Origin of the sequence: Achromobacter sp. JUb104, assembly GCF_024806975.1 — a bacterium.
GTDB lineage: Bacteria > Pseudomonadota > Gammaproteobacteria > Burkholderiales > Burkholderiaceae_B > Achromobacter > Achromobacter spanius.
On sequence record NZ_JANUEY010000001.1, the window covers coordinates 1674908 to 1690615 of the forward strand.

Genomic DNA, 15708 nt, shown 5'->3' on the forward strand with positions numbered 1-15708 from the left:
AGGTTTGACCGGGCCGCTTCTCATGCAATAGCATGCGTTGCATGAGAAGAGACAGCAAACTTTCCGGCGTGCTTCACGTACTGCTCCATATGGCCGAAGCGCCCGGTCCCATGACGTCCGAAGACCTGGGCCGGGTCATGCAGACCAACCCGGTCGTCATTCGCCGCATCATGGCGGGCTTGCGCGACCAACAGTTGGTCAGCTCTGAAAAAGGCCATGGCGGCGGCTGGACCATCTCTTGCGATTTCAACGCCGTGACCCTGCGCGACATCTACGAAGCGTTGGGTTCACCGGAAATCTTCGCCATGGGCAACCGTAGCGAATCGCCCGGCTGCCTGGTAGAGGCCGCCGTGAATAAGGCGCTGACCGGCGCTTTCGAAGACGCCGAAGCCTTGCTGATGGCGCGCTTTGGCGGCGTGACGCTGGCTGCGTTGAGCAAGGATTTCCACGAAGCCATGGTCAAACAGGGACGGCGGATTGATCTGGGCGCGGTACATCAGCCTTGACGGCGCGAAGGAAGGGACTGCCGGTTCAGCGAGCCGCAATCAGGCAGGAGCACGCCACGCCGCCAGCGTCGATTCCACCAAGGCGATCTCGTCCTGCCCCATGCCGGCAGCCGCGTAATACCGCTGGCGCCGCGCCACGACACTGCGCACCGCATCCACGATCGAGCGCGCGGCCGCCTCTGACCGCAACCCAAAACGCCGGTACTCCGACAGGCAATTCTCAAACGTGCTGTCGCGCCCGGCCGTGCCGATATGCAGGTAATGGCGGGCGGAGCCTTCCTGCGTCACCACGTCGAACAGCGGCGCCAGCCGATAGGTATGGGCGCCCTCGTCCTTCAGGAATCCCACGTTCTTCAGGTGGTCGTCGGTGTTGTGAACGGCCACGTTCAGGATCATGCGCGCGTAAAGCTCTTTCAGGTCCTGCACAGGGTTCGACGAAATGCGGCGCGTGACGTCGGCCAGGCGCGCATAGGAATACGTGGCCTTGCCCTGGGGGCCGTCCAGGTCGCGTTTGCCGATCTGGACGGATGGGCTGATCAACGACGCGCCGCTTAGAAAATGGCGGCGCGCCACCACGGGCGCCGCGCCTTCGGGCACCGGCAGCAGCTCGCGGTCAAAGCGGTGGGTCAGCAGCACCGCGCCCAGATGGGTTTCGGTCAGCCGGATGTCGGGCACGGTCAGTCCGATGGCGCGCGCCATCCGCAGGTTGGCGAATTCAACCCGCTGCCGGTCATAGGAATCGCCCTTGCGGGGAAACTTGGCAATCCACATTTCGCCCTGCTCGTCGCGCACGATGGTCTTGGGGCGCGCGCCGCCGATATCCCATGAACTGCCCAGGATGTCGCGATACAGCCCTTTGGGCTTCACGCCCTGGTCGATGTCGGTCAACAGGTCGGCCAAGGATTCCAGTTGGCTGACTTCGGGCAGCCGATAGGTCTTGCGCATGTTCGGCGTCAGCAGGCGAGCGCTGAAGAACAGCGCGCCCACGCCCATGCCCCGACCGCGCAGCAGCACTTCGTCTTCCGTGACGCGCGCGCCCGCCTTGTCCACCCGCATGACGTTGCGCCCCCAGGCGTCGGGCGCCGCATCGAAGATAGCGCCCAGCGTTTCGTAGCGGCTTTCGGTGCGAAACGTGGTGGTGGCGTCGATCAGCGGCAGGTTCAGCGGGTCCAGCGCGAAGGCGCGTGGGTCGCGCACATAGGACTGCACGTAGGTGAATTCGGCGAAGAAGCGGGTTTCGTCGGAGTCGTCCAGCGTCAGCACGCCGGCCAAGACCGCTTCACCGCGGATGCCCACGTAGACGAACAGTTCGCTTTCAACGGATTTGTGCTTGCGAGCGCGCGCCATGCCGACCCTGGCCTAGAGCTTGGAAGGGTCGGCGCGGTGCGCATGCAAGGCGGCGCTGCTGCCTCGGCTGGGCCGGCGCAAGGCATCCAGCCGCTTGCCCACGCCGTCTTGTTCGGGGTCGCCCAGCGCAAACACCTGGTCGGCATAGCCGTATTGCAGCAAGGCCTCGATCGCCAAGGCCAGCGATACGCCGCCGTCGCCCCGCTCCAGCCGCGCGATGGTGGCGCGCGAAACGCCCATGCGGCTGGCCAGCACGCTTTCGGATTCGGCGCGGCGCAAGCGTGCCGTGCGTAGGTTGGCGCCCAGGCGGACCAGCGCTTCGGCGGCATCAAAACTGGGCTCTATCTTCTTTTTCATGCCGCAATAATAGATCCGACAACCTGGAAATGCACGATTAATAGATCATGGTGTTTTTTATCTGTGACTCATTAATAGTTCATTAATTAAATCTATGAGCTATTAATAATTCAAAAGCTTCATTCCAGAAATAGTGCTCAAACCACCACCGCCTGATCCAGCCGCAACCCGCCCCGCGCGGTATCCAGGGTGACCTGCGCGCCCAGCGGCAGCGTCAAGTTCGGGTCGCCGTGACCGCTGGGCCAGCCCGCTAGTATCGGAATTCCGCGCGCTCGGAACTGATCGAGTATCAGCGGATACAGCAGGCCTTGCGCCTCGGCGTCGTCCATCTGGCCGCGCAGGCGGGTGAAGTTGCCCACCAGCAAGCCGCGCACGCTGTCGAACTTGCCGGCAGCCGCCAGTTGGCCCAACAGGCGATCCACGCGGGGAATGGCTTCGTTCACATCTTCGATGAACAGGATGGCGTCGCGCGTGTCGATGTCGTTGCGCGTGCCGGTCAAGGCGGCGATCAGCGCCAGGTTGCCACCCACCAGCCGCCCGCTGGCCACGCCCGACACCAATTCAGTGGCCAGGGCGTCTAGCGGGGGCGCAATCCAGGAGCCCGCCCCCATCTGGCCGCTGACCATCGCCAGCACGCTGGATTCCGTGGGTTCGCGCTTGCCGGCCAACAGGTCTTGCGCCAGCATCGGCCCGTGAAAGGTCACAAACCCCACATGCCGCTGCATGGCCAGGTGCAGGGCCGTAATGTCGCTATACCCGATGAAAGGTTTGGGGTGCCGGCGCAATAGCCCGACATCCAGTTGATCCAGCAAGCGCCACGACCCGAAGCCGCCTTGCAGGCACCACACCGCACCCACCTCGGGGTCGGCGAAGGCGGCGTGCAGATCGGCCAGCCGGTCGGCGTCGCTGCCGGCCAAGTAGTCATAGGGGGGGCTCATGCGGGTGCGGCTGGCGGGCATGACCTGGGCGACGTAGCCCCGGGCTTCCAACCATTCCGCCGCCTCGTCGCTGGCGTTAAGCGCAGCCGAGGCCGGCGCCACAATCGCGATTCTTGCGCCGGGCCGTAGAGCGGGTACCGGCGTGGCCCCGATGCCGTTGGGGGGCGGGGGCGGCGTGGGTTTTTGGGAACGGCCGGAAACCGTGCCAGCTGGCGTGGCAGAGCGGCCGCCCGGTGCGCGGCTGGCGCAACCGCCCAGCACCAACGCGGACAGGCACAGCGCCCCGCCCTGTTTCAGGAAGCTTCTGCGGTGGGTCGGGACAGGCAAGGCGGGTTCGGCAGGCTGGGGGGGCATGGTTCGGGGTTGGATGCTTAGAACCGCTCGTAGTCCAGCCGGTAACGCCATTGGCCCACGGCCAGGCCCGCCATGGGCAGCCGCCCGATGCGGATGCGGCGCAAGGCCTGGAGCTGCAAGCCCGCGGTGTCGCACACATATTCAATGAAACCCAGCGGCGGCGTCTTCAGTGCAAACCGAAGATGGGTTTCGTTCTGCCAACTGACCTTCATGGGGGTGGCGGCGCGCCCCTCAAAGGACATGCCGCGTTGCAGGCGCGCCAAGTCGCCGTCGCTGAGTTTGCCCGTGACCTGCGCCACGTACTCTTGCTCAACCAGCTTGCCCTCTTCCATCAGCTTGCGCAAAATGGCGAACTCTTGCGTATACACGACCAGGCCGCTGGCGGCACGCTCAAGCGGGGTGACGAGTTTCAGGCCGTTGAACATGCGCTTCAGATAGCGCCGACCGGACCGGTCGCCGGGCATCAGGTTCTTGGGAATGATCAAGTCCAGCGCCGATCCCGGTTCGTTGTCGGCATAGGTGCCTTCGGGCTTGTGCACCAGCACCGTCACGGGCTTGATGTCTTCCAGCTTGGCGCCGGGCAGCAGCGCAACGGTCTGGCCGGGGGCGACCCGGGCGCCGGGTTCTTCCACGGTCTTGCCGTCCACGGCGACCCAGCCGCCTTCTATATAGCGTTCGGCATCGCCGCGCGAGCAAGAGAGATCCGCGGCCAGTCGTTTGGCAAGGCGTGCGCTGTCGCTCATTGGGCCTCCGCCTGCACGACGGGCGTTGCCGGGACAAATTGGAATTCGGGCGCGCTGTTTGCCAGCGCAAGCGGGTGCATCGTCATGGGTAGTGTTGGGGTGCTGCAAAAAAAGGCGGGCTGTGCGCCCGCGGTATCAGGCAGATGTTACGCCTTTTCAACGGTGGAGCCCGGCGGTGCGGCGATCGGCGTGTCAAGGGTGGACTCAATCGGCGCGTCGATAGACGCGTCGGATATTTCCGCCGTCGTCGCGGGCGGCGGCACCTCGGCGATCCAGGCTTTCAGCAAGGTCGACGTCACGGCCAGAATCACCGGACCGATGAACAGGCCGACGATACCGAAGGCGACCAAGCCGCCCAGCACGCCCGACAAAATCAGCAGCAGCGACAGATTCACCCCGCGCTTGATCAATATGGGGCGCAGCAGGTTGTCCAGCGTGGCCACCACCAGCGCCCACACCAGCAGCACAATGGCTGCCACCTTCATGTCGTTCTGAAACAGCCAGATCACGCCCCCAAGCATCGGCAGGAACGGGCCCAGTTGCGCCAGGCACAGCATCACCATCAAGGCCGTCAGGATACCGGCGGCCGGCACCCCCGCAATCCACAAGCCCAAACCACCCAACGCGGACTGCACCACCGCCGTCACCACGATGCCCAGCGCCACGGCGCGCACGGCGGCGCCCGCCAAGCGGACGGCCGCCACGCCACGTTCACCCGCCAGCCGGTTTGAAAACCGTTTTACGAAGTCGGCCGCCGCATCGCCCTGGCTGTACAGAATGCCCGAGATGATGATGGTGATGAGCATGTGCATGACGAACACGCCCACGATGGCGGCGTGGCTCAGCAGCCAACGGGCGGCCATGGTCAGGTAGGGTTCCAGCCGCGCCAGCAGCCCGCCCGCGCCCGCATCCGACAGCGTCTGCCATTCCTCGGCCACGCGCGGGCCGGCAACGGGAATGCTGCTGATCCAGCGCGGTGGCGCCAGCAAAGTGTAGTCAGGCAGGCTCTTGACCGCCGCCATGATGGCGCCGCTATGCAGCGCCAGGGTCGAGATCACCTGATACAGCGGCAAGACAATCACAAACAGCAGAATCAGCAACATGATGCTGGTGGCGGCCCAGCGGCGCCCGCCGCAGCGCCGCTGCACGGCCCGCATCACGGGCCAGGTCGCCACCACGATGGTCGTTGCCCAGATCAGCCCGGGCAGAAAGGGACGCAGCACGTACAGGCTGCCGACCATCAGCGCGGAAAGAATGACGACCAGAAGCAGAATGCGGGCCAGATCAACCGTGGTTCGTGGGTTCACGCGTTGCTCCCGGCAAGGCAAGTAGCCCTGCATGATGGCGCACCGCAACCGAGGGGCGGTTGCCCGTCTGGGTGTCGTGGATGCGATCAATTCGAAATTTATACGAAATTTGCTGGGACTTATAGGGAAACCACAACCACCCGGGACCATCCTGGCCACTGCAATGCGCCGGAGCGTGTGCGACTAGGGTGCGGCGGGCGAAGGGCTTTGCGTGGCGGCCTGGGTCGCGGCCATCAAATGCCGTGTCAGCGCGACCAGCTGCTCGTCCTTTTGCTGCAACTGCGCCAGCAACGTGGACGACTGTGTGTCAGCAGCGGCCAGGCGAGCCAACAGTGCTTGTTCGTTTCCGCGCGCGGCCGCCAACGCGCCTTGAGCCGACGCCAGCGCCTCTTGCAAGGCCGCTTGCGCGGCCTCGTGCCGCGCCTGGGCCGCTACGCTGCCGGCGTGCGCGGCTTGCGTTGCGGCATCGGCTTCGCGCTTGGCGTCCAGCGCCTGGGCCAGCGCGGCCTGGTGTTGGCTTATCTGCTTCTGGCTGGCCGCGTGTGCCTCATCCAGCCGCGTTTGCAGCTTTTTGGCCGCGCCGCGTTCGGCGTCCAGTTCGTTCAGCCAGCGCCTTTCGTGAGCGGCGTGGCGCGCTTCCAATGCCTCCACGGCTTGCGCGTGCAGGCCGCGCATTTTTTCGGCTTCGGTCAGCAGGGTTTGCACGGCGCTTTGCGCGTCTTCCAGTTGCCCCCGGCTTTGCTTCAGTTGGTCGTCGCGCTGACGCAGTTGCCGCTCCGCCGCTTGCAGGCGCTCTTCGGTGGCGGCCAATTGCGCCGTCGCGACCCGCAAGCCTTCCTGCAGATCCTGCTCCCGGTTCTCCAATTGGATTTCCCGCTGCTGAAGCTGCTCGGCTTGCGCGGCCAACCGTTCGCCCTCTTCCGCCAGTTCTTCCCAGCGCTGCCGGTAGCCCTCTGCTTGCTGGGCGCGGGCCTCGGCCAGCGCCGCCTCCCAAAAGTGCGTAGCGGCCTGGGTGACCGGGTCGGGTATGGCGGGCGGCGCGGCGAACGCACCCGGATCCTTGATGCGCGCGCCTAAAGCGCGGAACCACGTTTCCAGGTGCGGGCTGACCGTGTTGGGCGACCCGCGCCCAATCTTCTGCCGTACCCGTTCAATAGTGGGTCGTGCGCCTTCCAGCAGCAGGGTGTCAGCGGCGGTCCAGACGTCGTTTTCGGTAATTCCCGTGGCCATCGCCGGTTTCCTCTAGAAGGCATATGAACGCTGGATAAAATCCAGAATTAGTCACGATAATGGAACCTTATCGTGATTTAATTTTTATATGTGTTAGATATCATACAGCATACATAATAATATGTATGAAATAGGCATTAGGATGCATCCAGTGGCCGTTTTCGGTGGCGCCGCCCCAAAACACCCGCTTTCATCTCGTGCTGACATCCCTTCTACGTTCCCCAACCAAGGCCCTGCCCTGATGCCGCTGACATTGCTGGCTTCGCTGCCCCTTCTGGACCCCAACACCCTGGACAAGCAGGCGGACGCTGCCGTGCGCGGCCTGATGCGCGAAGGCAGTTCCGCCAACACGGCGGCCAGCTACCGCGCGGCCATCCGCTACTGGACGGCCTGGTTCGAGCTGCGCTACGGCCAGCGCTTTGCCCTGCCCTTGCCCGAGGCCGCCGTCATCCAGTTCGTGGTTGACCATGCGCAGCGCGCGTCTGATCAAGGGTTGAAATGGGAACTTCCGCTGGCGCTGGACCAGGAACTGGTCCGCCTGAAGGCCAAGGGCCGCTTGGGGCCGCCCAGTCTGAATACGCTGCTGCAACGCTTGTCGGTCCTGTCCAAGGCGCATGAGCTGCACGGCTACCCCAACCCCTGCCGCGCCGCACCCGTGCGCGAACTGCTGGCCAAGACACGCCGCGCCTACGCCCGGCGCGGCATGGCGCCTGCCAAAAAAGAAGCGCTGACCCGCGAGCCCTTGCAAGCCATGTTGGCCACCTGTGACGGCTCGCTGCGCGGCATCCGCGACCGCGCGTTGCTGCTGTTCGCCTGGGCCAGCGGTGGCCGCCGCCGTTCCGAGGTGGTGTGCGCCACGCTTGAAAACACCCGTCGCACGGCCGAGGGCTTTCTGTACACGCTGACCCAATCCAAGACGAATCAGGCGGGCACCCAGCGGCCCGGCGACCAAAAGCCCATCGTGGGGTCGGCGGCCCAGGCGCTGGAGGCCTGGCTTGCGGCCAGCGGCATCCGCCAGGGCCCGATCTTTCGCCGCGTGCGGCGCGGTGATGTGGTGGGCGAACCGCTGGCCGCCGCCGCCGTGCGCGCCATCGTGCTTGAACGCTGCAAATTGGCGGGGCTGGAAGGTGAATTTTCGGCCCACAGCCTGCGTTCGGGCTTTGTCACCGAGGCCGGCCGGCAGAACGTGCCCTTGGGCGACACCATGGCCATGACCGGGCACGCCAGCGTGGCCACGGTCATGGGCTACTTCCGCGCCGGCGCGGCCGCGCAGTCGCCGGCCGCCCGCCTGCTGGACGACCCGGACCCTCAAGCCCTATAGATAAGCGCGGCGTTTGCCGTTAATCTCGCGTCGCGATGCCGACTACGCCGCATCCCTATCCGATAGCCTGATCGCCCTAAGCCCGTCCTGAGTCCGCCCCGAGTCCCGTCCTGATCCTGTATGCGAATCAACCTACGCGGGCTTGTGCTTGCACTTACCGTCCTTAGCGCCATCGCCGCCACGGCCAACGCGCTCTACGCCAGCTACCTGGTGCAACGTGACCAGCTCATCGCCAATACGCTGGAATCCAATCGCGTGTACGCGGCCAAGCTGGCGGAAAGCACCACCTATTTCCTGAAATCGGCCCAACAGCAACTGGCATACAGCGCCCGCCACCTGGCGAGCCAGGTCGACGCTCCCGACGTGCTGGCGGGCGAAGTGGCGCGCTTGCGGGAACAGGCGAACGATTTCAATTCGGTGGGCGTGATCAGCGCGGACGGCATCATCCTGGCCACCTCACAAACCTTCAGCAGTTTCGTGGGTGCGCGGGTGGACAGCCCGGGAAGCCGCGCGGCATTGCAGGCCCGTAAACCGTTGATCAGCAAGCCGTATGTGTCGATGGCGGGCAACATGCTCATCAACCTGTCGCATCCGATCTACTCGAACGACGGCCGCTACCTGGGCTATATCGCCGGCACCATCTATTTGCGCAGCCACAACAGTGCGCTGCAGGAGCTGCTGGGCAAGCACCATTATCAGGATGGCTCTTACCTGTATGTGGTCGACCGCGACGGCCAGATGATCTATCACATACAAGCCGACCGCATCGGCGAAGACGTCAACCGCAACCCGGTGGTGGCGGCGGTTACCCGGGGCGAATCGGGCGCGCAGCGCGTGGTGAACACCCAGGGCGTGGACATGCTGGCGGGCTACGCGGTCGAGCCGCTAAGCGGCTGGGGCATCATCGCGCAACGGCCGGCGGAAGTGACCTTGGAGCCGATCCACGAATTGATCTGGGCGCTGATCGGCTACGCGGCGCCGTTGGCGCTGGCGTTTCTGCTGGCCATCTGGTGGTGCGCCCGCATGATTTCCCTGCCCCTGTCGCAATTGGCCACCAACGTTGAGCACCAGGATGTGGCCGTCGCCATGCAACGGGTGCAGTCGGTCAAGGCCTGGTACTTCGAAGCCGAACGCTTGAAGCGCGCGGTGATGAACAGCATTTCCAGCTTGCAAGACAAGATCGGCAAGCTCAACCAGGCCAGCATGACCGACCCCTTGACCGGGCTGCGCAACCGACGCGGCACGCAGGATGCCGTAGAGCAATGGCAAACCGGGGGCACGCCGTTTGCGGTGGTGGCGCTGGATATTGACCACTTCAAGCGCGTGAATGACACACACGGGCATCCGAAGGGCGACGAGGTAATTCGCGGCATGGCCAAGCTGATGCAGGAATGTTCACGGCCGTCGGACGTGCTTTGCCGCAGCGGTGGCGAAGAATTCCTGATGCTTCTGCCCAATGTCGGCATGAAGGAAGCCGCCCGCGTGGCCGAGCGATTGCGCCTGCACACGGCTGACCGGCCGCTACATGGGGTGCCCGGCATCACCGTGTCGGCCGGCGTGGCGCAGTGGCCCTCCTGTGGCGCCGAGGTTGATCAGGTCTTTCAGGCGGCCGACGCGGCCCTGTATGCCGCGAAGGCGCAAGGGCGAAATCGGGTCGTGGTGCACGGCCACGCATAGCCCGATCGGGCCGTTGCCGCACCACCCCTATCACTCACATTCGTAGTCCTCTTATTTGCTTCCGCAGCGACTCTCACCATAATGCGCCATGGTGATTGCGATGTTAATTATTAATCGCTGACGGGGCTGGCCACCCTTTCGCAGTACGTGTGCATTCCGTACGCAGTTCGTAGGTAGCTTGTACGTCGCTCGTGCACAGCTCTTCCGCAACGCATCGCTCCACCAGCCGCTTCACTCGTCGACCCACACGTCGACTCAATCGTCGTTTCCACGTCTTTTGCGACCCGCCTTCTGGCAGGCCGCCGGGGATCCTTTTGTCCAACGCAACACAACCATCAGATGGGGTACTCATGAAAGCAGCAAGCATCAAGCGCGGTGCGCTGGCCATCGCTTTGGCCGCATTGTCCAGCACCGCCGCTCACGCCGCCACCGCCACCACCAGCGTCACGCTGTATGGCGTCATCGACATGGGGCTGGGCTTTGAACGGCGCCACCACAACGCGGAAGAGTCGTCTCGCTCGCAAGTGGGGTTGCGCGATGGCACGATGTCGGGCTCCCGCTGGGGCTTGCGCGGTGTCGAAGATCTGGGTAGCGGCTACAGCGTGGTGTTCCGTCTGGAAAGCGGCTTTCACCCGCAAAACGGCAAGCAAGGCCAGGGCCGGCTATTCGGGCGCTGGGCCTATCTTGGGCTGGTGGGCGACTTTGGTGAATTGCGGGCCGGGCGCCAGCAGGTGCTGAGCGATAGCTGGGGCGGTATCTCGTCACCCTTCGGCACCTCGTGGGACGGCGCGTCCGCCTCCGTCACGTCGGGCTACAACGACGGCGACTTTGGCCATGGCGGCCGCGTCAACAATGCGTTTATCTATCGCACGCCGGTCTGGAACGGATGGCAGGCGGGTCTGGGTTATAGCTTCGAGGCCCAAGACAATGATCAATTCGCCACCGCCAACCACGACCGTGTGTGGACGGCCGGCCTGCGCTACCGCGCCGGGCCGATCTCCACCGCACTCACCTACGAACGCCTGAATCCAAACGCCAGCGTGCCGGGCAAGCTCAACGCCAGCAACGTGCAACTGGCGGCATCCTATGACTTCGAATGGATGAAACTGCACGCGGGCTATGGCAACTTGCGCAATCCCAACGTAGGGCCCTCGGCCGGCGTCAGGCGCGTGAATTCGTATGTGGGCGGCGTCAGCGTGCCGCTCAGTGGCAACAGCAAGGTGCTGGCCGCCTACCAGCGCGCCACCAGTTCGCACATCAAGGGATGGGGCCTGGGCTATGAATACGACTTGTCCAAGCGCACCAACCTCTACGCGCTGCTTGACCGCGTAGACCACCTCCAATCGCACACGCTGCAATCCGTGGTGGGCATGCGCCACCACTTCTGAGGCAATACTTTTGAAGCACCTCCTCTAAGCCACTCCGCCCCGGCTGCCATTGCGGCCCCCGGGGCGGCTTGCCCTGCCCCTACACCAGCATGGGCCAATAGGTAGGCGCCAGGCACAACCACATCTCGGCGCTCATGGCATCCGGCTTGCGCTTGGGCAAGCCCGTGCGGCGCTTGAGCGCATCGCCTCGGCATGCAAACACAATGCTGTGCGCGCAAGACGTGTCGCTAACCTCAATGACCGATCCCGCAAACTGCTTTTTTATACGGCCCAGGTAGGTGTTGAGCTGAAAGTTCGACACATGGAAGTTGCACACCATCATGCCGTCGGGCGCCAAGGCGTTGAAGCAACTTTCATAGAACGCCTCGCTTGCCAACTGCTCGGGCAGGCCGTTGATGTCGTAGCCGTCCACCAGCACCGCGTCATAGTGGTCTTGGTACTGCCTGATCAGTGCCGCGCCGTCGCCTTGCAGCACGCGAAAACGGTTGTCGTCCCGTGGCACGTGAAAGGAATCGCGCAACGCAATGACGTGCGGATTGATCTCGTACACGTCGATGCTCGTGGATGGCAGATGCTGATAGCAGAATTTGGCCAGCGATCCCCCGCCCAAACCCACCATGGCAATGCGCTGCGGATTCGGGTTGAACATCAGAAACGCCATCATGATGCGGGTGTATTCCAGATTGAGCGCCGACGGATCTTTCGTCCACATGCGGCTCTGGATTTCAGAATGAGAGAACATCAACGACCGAGACGTCGTCGTGGCGTACACGAAAGGCCTAACTTGTTGATTGTTTGATGTATTTTCAGACATTCCAAAGGCTCACTGGCTAAAGCATGGCGATGCGTGCAGACCTGGCGCGAGCTAATGCACACCTTCCAGTACACACCTTCCGGCACGCGCATTCCAGCGCACACAATCGCCCATGCAAAAACGCCGCTGGCGCGGCGAGGCGCCAGCGGACGGGTCAGGCAGATCAGGGGAAAAAGCGGATTGGCGGGCTACACGTTGAAACGGCGCACACAAGGCGCGCCGTTCAGGTAGCTAAGCGGATATGTTCAGAAACCAAGAAACCAAAAATACGGGTCCGGGCGGTTCCAAACACAACCAGCAGCGTGATTTATGCCCGCGAATGCGGGACAGCCACAGGGACTAATTCACTAAGACTGTTGCAAGGGGCGCTATTTGGAAGACCGCGATTTGTCGCCGTCTTTAGAGGCGTCGGAATCCGCGGCAACGGCATCCATTTCAGATTCCTGGTTCACTTCAGGGGCCTTCCAGTTAAGCGGCGGAACTTCAAAACGCCACTTTTTACCAACCAGTTGATGCGACATAAGCGTTCTCCTATGCGTGGTGCGTGGCTACCCCCGCCAAAGCGATGCACCGCCGGTTCAAGCGCGCCAAGAATGCCCGGTAAGTCGCGGGGGGCAGGCATTCCAAGAAGTCAGACGGCAGATCAAATAGTTGTTTTAATTTTGCCGTCAATTAAAAGATCTTAGCATATTTATGACTGAAAAAGCAAGCAGATACCTATGGGCGAGCCAGGTGCTTGACGCATGGAGAACGATCATTCTATGATCCGTCCATCCTATGCAGAACGATCGTTCTCCGGTCGTTGTTTCACCGAGCCCAAACATGATGGATGCCATGACCTCGACGCAGGAGCGCCTGCTTCGCGCCACCGAACACCTTATCTATCAAGGCGGCATCCATGCCACCGGCATGGACCTGATCGTGAAAACCTCGGGCGTGGCGCGTAAGAGCCTGTACAAGCACTATCCCAACAAAGACGCGCTGGTGGCAGCTGCTTTACAGGCGCGCGACGAGCGCTGGATGCAGTGGTTCATCGTCGCCACCACCCAGGCCGAAACGCCGCGCGCACGCTTGTTGTCCATCTTCGACGCCTTGCAGGAATGGTTCGAGTCCGACGGCTTTCGCGGGTGCGCCTTCATCAACGCGGCAGGTGAAATCAGCGACCCCGCCAACCCCATCCGCGTAGTGTCGCGACTGCATAAAGCCCGTTTGCTGGAACACGTATTGCGCTTGGCAGAAGACGCCAAGCTGCCCGACCCCGACGAGGCCGCGCGCCAATTGCTGGTGCTGATCGACGGCGCCATCGCCGTGGCGCTGGTCACGGGCGATGTGTCCATTACCGCCAGCGCGCAACGCGCCGCCGCCGCCCTCTTTCCAGCTGGCCAATGACCTTTCCCCCACCCACAAGGCCCTTACGATGACCTCGCAACCTGAATCCCGCCCGCCGCTGCCGCCCTTTACCCACAAGAGCGCGGTACAGAAAGTTCGCCTTGCCGAAGACGGCTGGAACAGCCGCGATCCTGACAAAGTGGCGCTGGCCTACAGCCTGGATACGAACTGGCGCAACCGCGCGGAATTCGTCAAGAACCGCCACGAAGCGCGCGCGTTCCTGGCGCGCAAATGGGCCAAGGAACTGGACTACCGCTTGATCAAGGAACTCTGGGCATTCACCGACAACCGCATCGCCGTGCGCTACGCCTACGAATGGCATGACGATTCCGGCAACTGGTTTCGTTCCTACGGAAATGAAAACTGGGAATTCGGCGAAGACGGCCTGATGGTCAATCGCTACGCCTGCATCAACGATCTACCCATCAAAGAGGCCGACCGCAAGTTCCGCTGGCCGCTGGGCCGCCGCCCGGACGACCACCCGGGCCTGTCGGAACTGGGGCTGTGAACCGCCCCCGCTCCACTCCTTATTCATAGGCCTTCAACAACTTGCCGAGCAAACGGCTCAGTTGCTCTTGCTCGGACGCGGTCAACGGCGACAGCACTTCCGCCTGATTGCGCAGGTGCGCCACCACCGCCTCGTCGATCAGCTTGATGCCCGCCTTGGTCAGCATCACCAGCGTGGCGCGGCCGTCATCAGGGCTGGGGGTTCGCACCACCCAGCCCGCTTTTTCCAGGCGATCGATCCGGTTGGTCATGCTGCCCGACGAAATCATGGCGTCTTCGTATAGCGCCGTGGGCGTCAGCGCATAGGGCTTGCCGCTGCGGCGCAGTGTGGCCAGCACATCGAATTCGCCAGGTTGCAGGCCAAACTCCACAAAGAGCGGGTTGATCCGGTCTCGGGTAATGACCAGCGCGCATTCGCCCAAACGCCCCAGCACGCGCATCGTTGATACGTCCAGCTCGGGGCGTTCGCGGTTCCATTGCGCCACGGCACGACTTGCTCTATCCACGGGGATCTCCTCCATTTATCTTGACGTCAAGATAAAATCCAAATATCTTGACGCCAAGATAGTCTACCGGAACGCCTCGCACGCTGCGACGCGTTCCGGCTTTGGAGCCAACGTGTCACCTTCTTGTTTGAACGCCTGGCGCATCGCCGCCATCATCCTGGTGGGGCTGAACCTGCGCCCCGTCCTGGCATCCGTTCCCCCCTTGCTGGACGTATTGCAAGCCGCCACCCGCATGTCCGATACGGCCGCCGGCCTGTTGACCGCCCTACCCGTTTTCGTGATGGGTCTGGGCGCCTTGAGCGTGGCGCCGCTGCGTCGATGGGCCAGCGAGCAGCATGGAATTGCGGCGGGCGTGGCGCTGATCATGGCCGCCACCGCAAGCCGCCTGTGGGCGGGCAGCGCCAGCCTGATGCTCTTGACGGGCGTCATTGCGGGCCTGGGTATCGCCGTCACGCAAGCCCTGCTTCCCCTCTATATCAAGACGCGGTTCTCGTCCGGCGTCAGCGCCATCATGGGCCTCTATTCGACCGCGATCATGGGCGGCGCGGCGGTGGCCAGCGTGGCCTCGCCCGTGATCGCGCAGCGCGCCGGATGGCCTGAAGCGCTGGCGGCCTGGGCCTTGCCCGCGGGCGTGGCGTTGCTGTGCTGGTGGTTGGTAAGCCGGGGCGGCGCGACGCTCGCAACCGGGAAGATGATGGCGCGCGACATGTCCACCCCGCGTGCGCGGCGCTGGCTGCTGGCGGCGTTCTTTGGCCTGGGCACGGGCGCCTACACGCTGGTGCTGGCCTGGCTTCCCCCCTATTACACAGCGCTGGGCTGGACGCCGGTGGCGTCAGGCCAATTGCTGGGCGCGGTTACGGTGGCCGAGATTGCGGCGGGGTTGCTGGTGTCCCTGGCCATTGGCCGCTTGCCCGACCGCCGGCCCGCATTGTTCACCGCGATAGGTGCGCTGGTGCTGGGCCTGCTTGGCCTGATCGCCGCGCCCGCCATGCTGGCCTGGCCCGCCGCCGTGCTGGCCGGACTGGGCATCGGCGCCTTGTTCCCGCTGTCCTTGATCGTGACGATGGACCATGCGGCAACGCCCGCGGAGGCTGGGCGCCTGGCCGCGTTCGTGCAAGGCGTGGGCTATCTGATCGCGGCGCTCTTTCCGTTTGCCGCCGGTCTGATCCGCCAGCATATGGCTGACTTGAAGCCGGCCTGGATGTTGATGGCGGCGCTGTGCGTGGTGCTGTTTGTGATGGCGGCTCGATTCCGTCCGATGCCAAGCATCACAAAGGGTTGAGGACCCGGCAGCACTTACTGCCGTACTTGCTGCCAGTTCTTG

General features: G+C 63.7%; 16 protein-coding genes. 7 read left to right on the plus strand and 9 right to left on the minus strand.

Features of this window, described 5'->3' with window-relative positions:
• The first annotated feature begins 41 nt into the window (after positions 1–41).
• Positions 42–506: an Rrf2 family transcriptional regulator gene (locus tag M2361_RS07520; RefSeq protein ID WP_259247473.1), complete on the plus strand. Its 465-nt coding sequence runs from the start codon at positions 42–44 to the stop codon at positions 504–506.
• 39 nt (positions 507–545) lie between these two features.
• On the opposite strand, the gene M2361_RS07525 is transcribed toward M2361_RS07520, so the two are convergent.
• From M2361_RS07525 to M2361_RS07550, 6 genes are all read right to left on the minus strand, one after another.
• A complete protein-coding gene (locus M2361_RS07525; protein ID WP_259247474.1) occupies positions 546–1853 on the minus strand; it encodes a type II toxin-antitoxin system HipA family toxin in 1308 nt (435 codons plus the stop codon).
• Positions 1854–1865: 12 nt separating this feature from the next.
• Entirely contained in the window at positions 1866–2210 is a 345-nt protein-coding gene (locus tag M2361_RS07530; RefSeq protein ID WP_259247475.1) for a helix-turn-helix transcriptional regulator, read from the minus strand.
• Between the two features lie 137 nt (positions 2211–2347).
• Positions 2348–3502, minus strand: coding sequence for an LD-carboxypeptidase (locus M2361_RS07535; RefSeq protein WP_259247476.1), 1155 nt, complete (start codon positions 3500–3502; stop codon positions 2348–2350).
• 17 nt (positions 3503–3519) lie between these two features.
• Entirely contained in the window at positions 3520–4245 is a 726-nt protein-coding gene (locus M2361_RS07540) for an RNA pseudouridine synthase (RefSeq protein ID WP_259247477.1), read from the minus strand.
• 146 nt (positions 4246–4391) lie between these two features.
• Positions 4392–5585, minus strand: coding sequence for an AI-2E family transporter YdiK (ydiK, locus tag M2361_RS07545; RefSeq protein WP_404976289.1), 1194 nt, complete (start codon positions 5583–5585; stop codon positions 4392–4394).
• A 150-nt stretch (positions 5586–5735) separates the two neighbouring features.
• Positions 5736–6782 (minus strand): DNA-binding protein, encoded by a 1047-nt coding sequence (locus M2361_RS07550; RefSeq protein ID WP_259247479.1) that lies wholly within the window; start codon positions 6780–6782, stop codon positions 5736–5738.
• Between the two features lie 241 nt (positions 6783–7023).
• Between M2361_RS07550 and M2361_RS07555 the strand changes: the two genes are divergently transcribed.
• The 3 genes from M2361_RS07555 to M2361_RS07565 all read left to right on the plus strand — a co-directional run bounded on the left by M2361_RS07555 (position 7024) and on the right by M2361_RS07565 (position 11168).
• The gene (locus M2361_RS07555) at positions 7024–8103 is read left to right on the plus strand and encodes a site-specific integrase (protein ID WP_259247480.1); all 1080 of its coding nucleotides are present in this window, start codon (positions 7024–7026) and stop codon (positions 8101–8103) included.
• A gap of 144 nt (positions 8104–8247) precedes the next feature.
• A complete protein-coding gene (locus M2361_RS07560) occupies positions 8248–9780 on the plus strand; it encodes a sensor domain-containing diguanylate cyclase (protein ID WP_259247481.1) in 1533 nt (510 codons plus the stop codon).
• 350 nt (positions 9781–10130) lie between these two features.
• On the plus strand, positions 10131–11168 hold the full coding sequence (locus tag M2361_RS07565) for a porin (RefSeq protein ID WP_259247482.1): 1038 nt from the start codon (positions 10131–10133) through the stop codon (positions 11166–11168).
• A 79-nt stretch (positions 11169–11247) separates the two neighbouring features.
• Here the strand turns inward: M2361_RS07565 and M2361_RS07570 are convergent, their stop codons facing one another.
• Positions 11248–11880 carry a fused MFS/spermidine synthase gene (locus tag M2361_RS07570; RefSeq protein WP_259247483.1) on the minus strand — a complete coding sequence of 211 codons (633 nt, stop codon included), beginning with the start codon at positions 11878–11880 and terminating at the stop codon, positions 11248–11250.
• 470 nt (positions 11881–12350) lie between these two features.
• Positions 12351–12503: a hypothetical protein gene (locus M2361_RS07575; RefSeq protein ID WP_259247484.1), complete on the minus strand. Its 153-nt coding sequence runs from the start codon at positions 12501–12503 to the stop codon at positions 12351–12353.
• 304 nt (positions 12504–12807) lie between these two features.
• Between M2361_RS07575 and M2361_RS07580 the strand changes: the two genes are divergently transcribed.
• Complete coding sequence (locus tag M2361_RS07580; RefSeq protein WP_259249258.1) at positions 12808–13371, plus strand: TetR/AcrR family transcriptional regulator; 564 nt, start codon at positions 12808–12810, stop codon at positions 13369–13371.
• A gap of 28 nt (positions 13372–13399) precedes the next feature.
• On the plus strand, positions 13400–13879 hold the full coding sequence (locus tag M2361_RS07585) for a DUF1348 family protein (RefSeq protein ID WP_259247485.1): 480 nt from the start codon (positions 13400–13402) through the stop codon (positions 13877–13879).
• A gap of 19 nt (positions 13880–13898) precedes the next feature.
• On the opposite strand, the gene M2361_RS07590 is transcribed toward M2361_RS07585, so the two are convergent.
• Positions 13899–14384, minus strand: coding sequence for a MarR family winged helix-turn-helix transcriptional regulator (locus tag M2361_RS07590; protein ID WP_259247486.1), 486 nt, complete (start codon positions 14382–14384; stop codon positions 13899–13901).
• A 112-nt stretch (positions 14385–14496) separates the two neighbouring features.
• Between M2361_RS07590 and M2361_RS07595 the strand changes: the two genes are divergently transcribed.
• Positions 14497–15666 carry an MFS transporter gene (locus tag M2361_RS07595; protein ID WP_259247487.1) on the plus strand — a complete coding sequence of 390 codons (1170 nt, stop codon included), beginning with the start codon at positions 14497–14499 and terminating at the stop codon, positions 15664–15666.
• Positions 15667–15708 lie beyond the last annotated feature (42 nt).